This window comes from Romboutsia lituseburensis (assembly GCF_024723825.1).
GTDB lineage: Bacteria > Bacillota > Clostridia > Peptostreptococcales > Peptostreptococcaceae > Romboutsia_F > Romboutsia_F lituseburensis_A.
In genome coordinates this window covers 1027178-1038157 of record NZ_JANQBQ010000001.1, presented here as the reverse complement: position 1 = coordinate 1038157, position 10980 = coordinate 1027178, and the positions used below count along the sequence as shown (strand labels likewise).

Annotated in this window: 8 protein-coding genes; 6 read left to right on the top strand and 2 right to left on the bottom strand. The window is 27.4% G+C overall.

From position 1 onward, the window contains the following. Positions 1-33 precede the first annotated feature (33 nt). The 3 genes from NWE74_RS05155 (at position 34) to NWE74_RS05145 (ending at position 3720) form a co-directional block, all read left to right on the top strand. Positions 34-705, top strand: a complete 672-nt coding sequence (locus NWE74_RS05155) for an ABC transporter ATP-binding protein (RefSeq protein WP_258242164.1) — start codon at positions 34-36, stop codon at positions 703-705. 126 nt (positions 706-831) lie between these two features. Next, positions 832-2559, top strand: a complete 1728-nt coding sequence (locus NWE74_RS05150; protein WP_258242163.1) for a methyl-accepting chemotaxis protein — start codon at positions 832-834, stop codon at positions 2557-2559. A 36-nt stretch (positions 2560-2595) separates the two neighbouring features. Next, on the top strand, positions 2596-3720 hold the full coding sequence (locus NWE74_RS05145) for an acyltransferase (protein WP_258242162.1): 1125 nt from the start codon (positions 2596-2598) through the stop codon (positions 3718-3720). A gap of 138 nt (positions 3721-3858) precedes the next feature. Here the strand turns inward: NWE74_RS05145 and NWE74_RS05140 are convergent, their stop codons facing one another. Both NWE74_RS05140 and NWE74_RS05135 read right to left on the bottom strand, forming a co-directional pair. Beyond that, the gene (locus NWE74_RS05140) at positions 3859-4305 is read right to left on the bottom strand and encodes a staygreen family protein (RefSeq protein ID WP_258242161.1); all 447 of its coding nucleotides are present in this window, start codon (positions 4303-4305) and stop codon (positions 3859-3861) included. A 126-nt stretch (positions 4306-4431) separates the two neighbouring features. Then, positions 4432-5451: a sigma-54 interaction domain-containing protein gene (locus tag NWE74_RS05135; protein WP_258242160.1), complete on the bottom strand. Its 1020-nt coding sequence runs from the start codon at positions 5449-5451 to the stop codon at positions 4432-4434. 317 nt (positions 5452-5768) lie between these two features. On the opposite strand from NWE74_RS05135, the gene NWE74_RS05130 reads away from it, so the two are divergent. The 3 genes from NWE74_RS05130 (at position 5769) to NWE74_RS05120 (ending at position 10947) form a co-directional block, all read left to right on the top strand. Beyond that, the gene (locus tag NWE74_RS05130; RefSeq protein ID WP_258242159.1) at positions 5769-6728 is read left to right on the top strand and encodes a DMT family transporter; all 960 of its coding nucleotides are present in this window, start codon (positions 5769-5771) and stop codon (positions 6726-6728) included. 23 nt (positions 6729-6751) lie between these two features. Further along, positions 6752-9322 carry an FAD-dependent oxidoreductase gene (locus tag NWE74_RS05125; protein WP_258242158.1) on the top strand — a complete coding sequence of 857 codons (2571 nt, stop codon included), beginning with the start codon at positions 6752-6754 and terminating at the stop codon, positions 9320-9322. A gap of 728 nt (positions 9323-10050) precedes the next feature. Continuing rightward, positions 10051-10947: an SH3 domain-containing protein gene (locus NWE74_RS05120; protein WP_258242157.1), complete on the top strand. Its 897-nt coding sequence runs from the start codon at positions 10051-10053 to the stop codon at positions 10945-10947. The last annotated feature ends 33 nt before the right edge of the window (positions 10948-10980 follow it).

The following is a 10980-nucleotide window of genomic DNA, read 5'->3' as shown; positions in this document are numbered from 1 at the left end:
TATTGTAAACAAAATATAGGGGAGAACTATAAAATGAAAAAAATTTTAAAAGTTGATAATATAAAAAAAATATATGGAAAAGGAGAAAGTACAGTTAAAGCTATTGATGGGATAACTTTAGAAATAGAAAGTGAAAAATTTAGTGCAATAGTAGGTGAAAGTGGTAGTGGTAAAAGTACACTACTACATTGTATGGCAGGACTTGATAAGCCTACTGAAGGAAATGTGTATTTAGACGACCAAAACATATATAAATTAAGTGATGACAAACTATCTAAAATTAGAGTTAAAGAGTTTGGATTTGTTTTTCAAAGCTTTAATTTAATACCAGTAGTAAATGTGTATGAAAATATAGTTTTACCTGTATCAATAGCTCATGATAAGATAGATAAAAATTATATTGATGATATTATAAAAAAATTAGGACTAGAATCTCAAATAAAAAAATTTCCTAATGAATTATCAGGTGGGCAACAGCAAAGAGTGGCAATTGCTAGAGCATTAGCAAATAAACCTTCAATAATATTTGCAGATGAGCCAACTGGAAACTTAGATAGTAAAACTACTAAAGAGGTAATGGATATATTAAAACTTTGTGTAGATGAGTATAAACAGACTTTGGTTATGATAACTCATAATGACGAAATAACTAAAAGTGCAGATAATATTATAATTATTAGTGATGGAAAATTTTTATCAAAATAATTTTATTCTGTCATGATAAAAATTAATATTATATTATAATAATAATTATAATATAGAAAAATATGTAAAAAAATGTTACAATACAACTTGGACTAAATAATTAAAATAATATATGGAGGATGAAATATGAATACAACAAAAAAAGCATTTTTTAATATAGCAGTACTATTTGTAGTGCTATTTATATTTTCATCATTTTTAGGATGGAAAATTATAAAAGGAGAATCTATTAGTACTAGTTCTGAAGAAGGTATCAGAATGCTTAAATCAATAGAATCTATGATTGATAAAAATAAGTTACAACAAGTAGTAAAAACTAAGAGCATAGATGACGATTATTACAAAGAACTAGAAGGTAAGTTAACAAAAATTGTAGATGAAAATAAATTACTTTATCTTTATACATATAATATTGATGATTCTGGTAGTGGTTTAAAGTATGGTGTAGTAGCTAATTCATTTAATGATGGTACTTTAGATACATTAGGAATGGATATAGCCTCGGATGATGTAACGAATAAAATGAAAGGCGCTTTAGATGGAAAGTATTCTACTTCAAGTATTATTGATAGTGAAGAGTGGGGAAAGCTTATGTCATGTTACATACCAATTAAAGATAGTTCAGGAAAAATAATAGGTGGTATAGCAGCTGATATTCCTCAACAAGAAATTTTTAATAAAGCATTTAAAATGTTATCTAAGATTCAAATTACTTTATTATTAGTTTGTGCTATGCTAGCAATTGCTGCATATAGCTTTATTCGTAAGAATATAACTAAACCTGTAATTGAATTACAAAAAGATCTTGAATTAATTTCAGAAGGTGATTTTACGAAAAATGTTAATCAAAACCTTTTAAATAAAAAAGATGAAATAGGCCTTATAGCTAATTCTATAGAAAATACTAGAATATGTATACAAAATATTACTTCTAATATAAAAGAAGAGAGTATTTTAATTAATAAATTAGTAGATGAAATATATACAAATGTTAATATGCTAACAGAAGAAGTAAATGATATAGCAAATGTATCTGAAAATGTATCTCAAGGTATGGAAGAAACAACAGCATGTATGGAACAAATAAAATTTGATTCTACAGTTTTAGGTAATGCAATTGTTGAAATAGAAGGAGATGCTAAGAGTGGAGTAGATAAGAGCAATTCTATAAATAAAAGTTTTAGTGAATTTAAAACTATAGTAAGTGAATCTAAATCAAATCTTGATAATGTATATTCTGAAGTAGAAGTGAATTTACATGAATCTATAGAAAAAACATCTAGAATTCAAGAAATAATAAAATGTGCTGAAATGATTTCTAGAATTAGTGATCAAACAAAAGTACTTGCAATTAATGCATCAATAGAAGCGGTGAGAGCTGGAGAACACGGAAAGGGATTCTCTGTGGTAGCAGAAGAAGTAAAAGAATTGGCAGAAGAATCTAAAAATGTAAGTTCTTTAATTCAAGAACGAACGAACTCAATTGTTGCATCTGTTAGAGGATTAGCAAATGAATCTAGTAATATTCTAGAATTTTTAGATAAAAAAATACTTAAAGATTATGAAATGTTTTTAGAAATGGGTAATCAATATTCTCATGACTGTAATACTATGAAAGAATTATTTGACAATTTCTTTAAAATGACTAATGAGTTAAATGAAAGTATTAACTCAATAGGAAGCTCAATAAATGACGTTGTTTTAGTAACAAATACAACAACAGAAGGATCTGTAGGTATAAGTGTGAATGTAAATAATATAAATATTAAATTTAAGGATATTTTTGAGCAAATAGAAAATACCAAATCAAAAAGTGACATGCTAAAATATTTAGTTGCAGATTTAAAAATATAAAAACTCACAAGACATGTAAAGAAGGGAAAATTAAGTATGGATATTTTTAATAAAGAAAAAATTAATACTTCTTATCAGAAAGAATTAGATTTAGCTAAAGGATTAGCAATTTTATTTATGGTTTGGGTTCATGTTAATGAATACTACCAATCTCCAAAGATAGAAGGTGGTTTTTATAATAGATTAGTTGAATTTTTAGGAAGTCCGATGTCAGCACCGATATTTATAATTTTAATTGGAGTAGGTATTGTATATTCAAGAAGAAGTACTGCAAAGTATTTATTTAAAAGAGGAATATCTTTATTATTATTAGGATATGGATTAAATATACTTATGGATTTTATTCCAAATATTATATTAGCACTTAGAGCTAATGATATGAGTTATATTCAATTAGGGCTAGAATCTATATTCGGAATTGATATATTAGCATTTTCAGGATTAGTATTTTTGTTTTTTTCTCTAATTAAGAAATTTAATATTTCAAATAAAGGATTATTTGGTATTTGGTGTGGATTAATGACATTAAATATATTTTTAAGAGGAACTGTTATTGAAAATAAAATTATTAATATTATTTGCAGAGGAATATGGGGAACAGATGAACTTTCTTGGTTTCCATTTTTATCATGGATTACATTTGCTCTAGTAGGGTATTATTTTGGTCAAATTTTAACAAGATGTGCAAATAAAACTGTTTTATATAAGAATATATTATTTGTAACTGCACCACTTTCAATACTTTTATGGGTTTATTCTTATGTAAATAATGTGAAATTCGGAGCCTTTGGAGCATTATATCAAACTGAGTATTATCATCAAGATATTATGGGGAACATTGTATTATGTGTTTTTGCATTATTCTGGATAAGTCTTTTATATTTTGTATATCAGTACATTCCAGAGATAGTAAAAATAACTATTAATAGATGGAGTAAAAATACTAATTTGATGTATTGTATTCATTATACTATTATAGGATTTTCTATTTTATTATTAAAAACAGAATCATATATGCCGTTACAAACTATTTTACTAGCAATAAGTATATTTACTTTTACAGATATACTTTGTATATTTATTAATAAAGTAAAGTCAAAGAAACTTTCTAAAGGTTATACAAAAAATGAATATGCAGCTTTACAAAATATACAAAGTTAAATTTATAAATGAGAAAAACTATTTTAAGTAATTAAGAATCATAATTTTTTTTAAATGCATATAATAGTATAAATAAAAAAGTACATAGTATAAATAAAAAAGTACATAGAACCGTATCACAATTAAGTGATACGGTTTTTATATTATATAATATTTTACATATCCATAAAACTCGTAATTATCAAATATCGGAAGTGGAGAATTAAACTTTACATAAATAGGAGCATTAGCTAGCTTTGGATGTTCTTTTATTAAATCTCTGTCACCATAAATTATAGCTTGTAATGCTAAATTCATATGAGATTTAAAAGCACTGTATTTCATAAGAGAAGAAAAATAGTCCAGGTTTCCAATATAAGCATATAAAAATAGCACGTAAGAACTATCAAAGTTTTTCAAGGTACCTAAAAGCTCATCTCTTAAATCTTGATTTATAACTTTATAATTATATTCATCGGCTATGTCTAAAAACATCACACCAGTCTTATCGGAATGTGTAAGTGTATATTTTCGACCTTCTATAGGACCATAGGGTGCCATAGGTTCTACAAAAGTTGTTTCTAGTTTATCAGGATTAAAATTCACATTATCACCAACCTAGTATTTTAACTTATATATAATATTAGGTTTAGTAATTATGTGTTACATAAAGCATGGCGAATGTAAAATATTTATAAAATTGGAAGAACCTTTGGTAAATATATTTATAGTCTACTTATTAACAATACCATATCTTTTCATCTTATTATAAAGCGCATTTCTACTAATTCCTAGCTTGTTAGACGCTTGAGAGATATTACCGCTACAAACTCGTAAAGCTTTTTTTATTTCTATTTGCTCAAGAACTACTAGAGGAGTAACAATATCATCATTAGTTTCACACATTGCACAAAGTTTATCAGGTGATTTTTGTTCTATTGGATTGCCTAAATTATCATGTGTAAGACAATGGCATTCTTCTAAATCTATTTCACAAGTAGTTTCTCCGTTTAAGGCAACTATGTTTTCTACGAAATTTTCCAACTCTCTTATATTTCCAGGCCAACAATATGAAATCATTTTTTTTAAGAGAGTCCCTGGAATATTGGGGATTGGTTTATTTAATTTTCTGCTTTTCACATTTAGGAAGTGATTTAAAAGAACCGGTACATCTCCAATACGTTCTTTTAATGGAGGTACATTTATAGGTAATACATTAAGCCTATAATATAAATCACTTCTAAATCTTTTATCCTTTACCTCTTGTTTTAAAGCTTTGTTAGTAGCAGCAATTACACGAATATCTACAGAGATATTATGTTTCCCGCCTATTCTTGTAATTACACCTTCTTGTAAAACTCTAAGTAGTGTAACTTGCATTTCTAAAGGCATTTCACCTATTTCATCAAGGAATATAGTACCTCCATTAGCTAGTTCAAATTTACCTAAAGCACCATTTTTATTTGAGCCTGTAAAAGCACCTGATTCATAACCGAATAATTCACTTTCTATTAAATTGGCAGGTATAGCACCGCAATTTACAGCTATAAATGGTTTATATTTTCTAGAGCTATTGTTGTGTATAGCTTGAGCTAAAAGTTCTTTGCCACAACCACTCTCTCCAAGGAGCAAAACTGTAGAAGGACTATCTGATATAGCTTTACATTCTAATATTACTTTTTTTATTTGGCTACTTTCACCTATTATATCATCAAATGTATAACTTTTTTTAGTGATTTTAGTATCTTTCATTTATATAGACCTTTCTAAAAATTAATAAATAAAATTTAATTGATAAGTTATTTTAGCATATAACAAAAAAATATAAAATAGTAACTAATGTAGACAACTTAATAAAAAGTGTAATTAAAAATGACAGTGTAATGAAAGTTTACATTGAAATGGTAAAAAAAATAACACAAGTGATAAAAAGATTGATTGATTTATAACAAAGAAGATGGATAAATTCTTAACTAAATAAAAAATAAAAACTTGGCACGAAAATTGCTTATATAATATATAGAATGTTAAATAAAAAACAAAAAAAGATTAGGAAAGGAATTGACGTTATGAAAGACAACAAAAATATGAAAAAAGGGTTATTACTTGGAATTACAGTAGGACTTGCATGGGGACTTGATTCAGTTTTAATGGGAAAAGTTGGAGGTAGCAGTATATTTTCAGAATTCGAACTTTCACCGCTAGTATCAGCATTTTTCCATGATAGTTTCTGCTTTATGTGGATAGCATTAGTTTTATTATTTGGAAAACAGTTGAAGCCAGTATTTGGATTATTAAAAACTAAAAAAGGTAAGGCAACGGCTTTAGCAGCTTTAGTGGGAGCACCAATAGGCATGAGTGCTTACTTATTATCTATAAAATATGCAACAGCGCCTTACGCATCTAGTATATCAGTTATTTATCCAGGTGTTGGAGCAATATTATCATATTTTATATTAAAAGAAAAACTATCAGCAAGAGCAATGGTTGGTATTGCGGTAAGTTTATTAGGTTCATTTATGTTAGGATTTAATCCATCATCAAATGTACCAGATACATTCTTTATGGGAGTTATATTTGCATTAGTAGCAGTATTAGGATGGGCTTTAGAAGGTGTTATTATAGGGTTTGCTATGAAACATATAAAAGGAGAGGAACATATTAACCCGACACCACAACAGTTTTTATGTCTAAGATATTTAATATCAATGTTATCATACGGATTTATAGTTTTACCATTAATAGGTGGTTATGGTGTAGCAGCTAATGTAGTAACCAGTGGAACGATAGTAGCGTATGCTGGTATAGCTATATTAGGTGCAACAACCTATCTTTGTTGGTATAAAGCTGTTGATTTAATAGGAGCAGCAATGGGAACTGCTTTAAACTCAACTGCTGCATTATGGTCTATTATATTTAGTGCTATATTATTTGGAGAGAAAATAACTCCTAGCCTAGCATTCTGGGGACTAGTTATAGTTACAGGTGTATTTATATTTGCTATAGATCCGAAGAAAAAGAATGCATAATTTAAGTTGTGGAGGATGATAGTATGTTAAAACAAAACATAATAAAAAATATGGAAAATATAGTGAATGAATGTATAGGTGATGCAGATGCAGGTTGTGTAGCTACATGTCCTATGCATACAGATGCTAAAGAATATATAAGATTAATAAGAGAAGATAAGGGATTTGAAGCCATAAAAGTTATAAGAGAAGATTTGTTTATACCAGGAACTTTAGGTAGAATATGTGCTCATCCTTGTGAAAGTAAGTGTAAAATTAATGAGATAAATTCTCCAATGTCAATTGCAGGACTTAAAAGATATGCAGCTGATAATTTTGATAGAGAAGAAGATTGGGATTTATCGGTTAAGCCATCAAATGGAAAAACTATAGCGATAATAGGTGCTGGTCCATCAGGGCTTCAAGCAGCACTTGAACTTCAAAGAGAAGGATTTGATGTTACTGTATTTGAAAAGCTACCTGTTAGAGGTGGTATGATGGCAGTTGGGATACCTGAATACAGATTACCAAGAAATATTTTAGAAAAAGAAATAAGTTATTTAGATAAATTAGGAGTTAAGTTCAAGTTAAACTGTGAAATAGGAAAAGATATAGATTTTAAAGAAGTAGTAAATTCATATGACAGTGTTATAGTTGCAGTTGGTAAGCATCAAGGTAGTGTTGATAGAAGTTTAAAAAACTCTAATGCTAAAGGAATATTCTCAGCAGCAGAATACACTAAAGAAGCTGCAATTACAAGAGATGTAAAAGAAGCTGGGAATAAAGTGTTAGTAGTTGGTGGTGGAGATGTAGCAATGGACTGTGCTAGAATCTCTAAAAGACTTGAACAAGTTAGAGAAGTATACTCTATATGTCTAGAAGATAGTTTTAATACTATGAATGCATCAAATCATGAGATAATAGGTGCAATAGATGAAGAAATAAAGTTTAACCATGGTCAAGCTATAAAAGAAATAATAGTAGATGAAAATAATAGAGTAAGTAAAGTAATACTTAAAAAATGTATATCTATATTTAATGAAAATGGAGCTTTCAGCCCTACATTTGATGAAAATGAAAGTAAAGAATTAGAAGTAGATACTATAGTTTTTGCTATAGGACAAGGTGTAGAGGGAAGCTTTGCAAATGGTATATTAACTCAAATGCCTAACACTAATTTTGAGTGTGATAAATTAACACTACAATCTAAAGCTAATGAAAAAGTATTTATAGCAGGAGATGCTTCTGGAGAATCCGTAATAGTTGTACAAGCTATGGCGACAGGAAGAAGAGCAGCAGAATCAGTTAAGAGATTTTTAAGTAATGAATCTTTAACAGAAGGTAGAAAACTAGAAGACACTTCTAGCTATGAGACTAAGTTAAAAAGAGAAGTAGACTGGACTGATATTAGTGAAAGAAGATATTCTATGGCTGAATCAGACAAATCTATAAGAGTTAAATCTTTTGATGAAGTATCGCTTGGATATACAAAAGAAGAGGCTTTAAAAGAGGCTAATAGATGTAGACAGTGTGAATGTAAATTATGTATGAAAGAATGTATAATGATGAATGAATATACAGATTGTCCAAAAACTTTATTTAAAAAATATTTAAATAAAGGCTATGAAAATATGGATAAAATGATAGCATTCTCATGTAATGATTGTAGCCAATGTACTATTAAGTGTCCTAAAGATTTAAACTTAAGAGAAAACTTTATAGCTATTAAAGATCAATATATAGTAGATAACAATGATCAACAAGTTATAGAATTGTTAAAGCCTTTTGATAAATCACAGGAAATGGAATGTAGTGAGGAGTACTCAACTACTGTTTTAGCACAAGATAAAAAAACAAAATATTTATTTGTACCTGGATGTACAGTTCCAGCTTATAGTCCTTCAGTTGTAGAAAGTACCCTTAAGCATCTAAAATCAAATTTAGATGGAGAGGTTGGAGCATTATTACAATGTTGCGGTAAAGTAACTAAATTAATTGGAGAAGATAAAAGCTTTAAGAAAAGAAATAAGATGGCTATAGATGCTATAAATGAAACTAATGCAGATGTTATAATTACAATATGTCCTTCTTGTTATAATGTTTATAATGAAACATCTGATAAGAAAGTTATATCGTACTGGGATTTAATGAAAGAAAAAATAGGTATACCAGAAGTTCAAAAAGGCGTAGGCACTAGTTCAGATGTAATATTTAATATACATGATTCTTGTGTAACTAGAAATGTTAAATCACATCATGAAAATGTTAGGTGGATATTAGATGAATTAGGTTATAAGTATGAAGAAATGCAAAATAACAAAGAAAATACAAGATGTTGTGGTGTTGGAGGTATGGTTTGTAGCTCAAATCCTCAATTATATGAGAAACTATATACAAGAAGAGCGAATGATTGTACTCAAGAAAATGTATTGACTTATTGTGGTTCTTGTAGAGGAACTATGGAAGCATCAGGAAAAGATGCACTTCATATACTAAATTTAATACATGAAGGAACATATACTAAAGATATGGCTAAGAAAAGAGGATACACATCTGAAGAAGAGATGTGGAAAAATAGATTAGAAACTAAAAATAGGCTTGATAAAATGAAATAGTAAATTAAATTTGCTATTTTAGAGACAAGTGTAAATTTAATATAAAATTATATAAATAAATATAAAATAAATTTAAGAATAAAAAGTACTAATCATTTTATGATTGGTACTTTTGTTTTTTGTCATTTTTATATTAAGTCTAATTACTTTAATTTTGTTTTTAGTTAAAGGGTAATAGTTTAGGGCTTGGATAAAATTAAATATTAACAATATAATTCCATATTTAAAATATGACATATTTATGTCATATTATATTAGTCATACTTTAAGAAAACGTATAGGAGGAAAATTATTTATAAATTATGAAATAGTTAATCTGAAAGAAAATCAAGTAGTAGGTTTATATCTATAAATTAATTTATAAATCTAAGTTTAGAAAAAATATTTCAAATTTTATTATAAATACAGATACAAAAAGGCAAGTAAAATAGCTTGTTTTTTATAACTTTTTGATTTTAAAATAAAAAAATTTTCATAAATAAAAGTAATTTTTTTTTATATGCACAAAACATTAGAATTCTAAGGAACAAGAGTTGTCAAAAATAGTTATTATTTGTAAAAAAATGTAACTATTTTGTCGCTTTTTGCGGAGTAAGGTGTTTACAAAGGATCAAAATTGTATTAGACTAATAAACAAGTTACAAAACAGTAACAAAATTTAAAAAAACGAATTTTATAACAAGATAGTTAATTATATATAAATTTTATAAATTAAATGGAGGAATTTTATGAGGAAAAATAAAAATATCAAAACATCATTAATATTAACCATAGGTTTAGCCGTTGGAGGATTATATACTTCAACACATACTGTACACGCTGTAGAAAGAGAAGTAGTAAGAACGGAAACATTAAACGTAAGAAAAGGACCATCTGTAGAAGAATCTAAAATAGAAATTTTAGATAAAGGTACTGTTGTTGAGATATTAGAAAAAAACAAGGAATGGAATAAAATTAAGATTGAAGAAAATGAAGGATGGATACATTCAGATTATACTAGTAATGAAAAAGCTACAGTAACTGTAGATAAATTAAATGTAAGAAAAGGACCATCTATAAAAGATTCTAAAATAGAATTTTTAAGTAAAGGAACGGATGTTGAAATTTTAGAAGTAGAAGATGATTGGTACAACGTTAAATATGACGACAAAAAAACTGGTTGGGTAAATGAAGAGTATGTATTAACAGAAACTCAAGTTAGGCAATTAGAAAAAGAGACTTCAGTTGCTAAAAAATCTGTTGATCAAAATAATAACACAGTGGTATCAAATAATACTGTAAATAACAATGAATTATCATCAAATGATTCTAAAAATAATAATGAAGAAGAAAAAGCTAATTTTTCTAATAACAACACTGGACGTTTAATGACAGTAAATGCAAGCGCATATTCAGGTCATACTATAACAGCTACAGGAACTACTCCTAGATGGGGAACTATAGCAGTAGACCCTTCAGTAATTCCATACGGAACAAGAGTATATATACCTAAATTTGATATGGTATTTATAGCAGAAGACTGTGGTGGAGCTATAAAAGGTAATAAAATAGATATATTTATGAATAGCGAATCAGATTGCAATAGCTTTGGAAGACAAAATATAGAAATACAAATATTAGGATAAATATATACTACTAATTTGAAGTTATAAATAAAA

Coding starts and splice junctions, on each gene's coding strand:
- NWE74_RS05155 (WP_258242164.1), top strand. CDS start 34: ATGAAAAAAATTTTAAAAGTTGATAATATAAAAAAAATATATGGAAAA.
- NWE74_RS05150 (WP_258242163.1), top strand. CDS start 832: ATGAATACAACAAAAAAAGCATTTTTTAATATAGCAGTACTATTTGTA.
- NWE74_RS05145 (WP_258242162.1), top strand. CDS start 2,596: ATGGATATTTTTAATAAAGAAAAAATTAATACTTCTTATCAGAAAGAA.
- NWE74_RS05135 (WP_258242160.1), bottom strand. CDS start 5,451: ATGAAAGATACTAAAATCACTAAAAAAAGTTATACATTTGATGATATA.
- NWE74_RS05130 (WP_258242159.1), top strand. CDS start 5,769: ATGAAAGACAACAAAAATATGAAAAAAGGGTTATTACTTGGAATTACA.
- NWE74_RS05125 (WP_258242158.1), top strand. CDS start 6,752: ATGTTAAAACAAAACATAATAAAAAATATGGAAAATATAGTGAATGAA.
- NWE74_RS05120 (WP_258242157.1), top strand. CDS start 10,051: ATGAGGAAAAATAAAAATATCAAAACATCATTAATATTAACCATAGGT.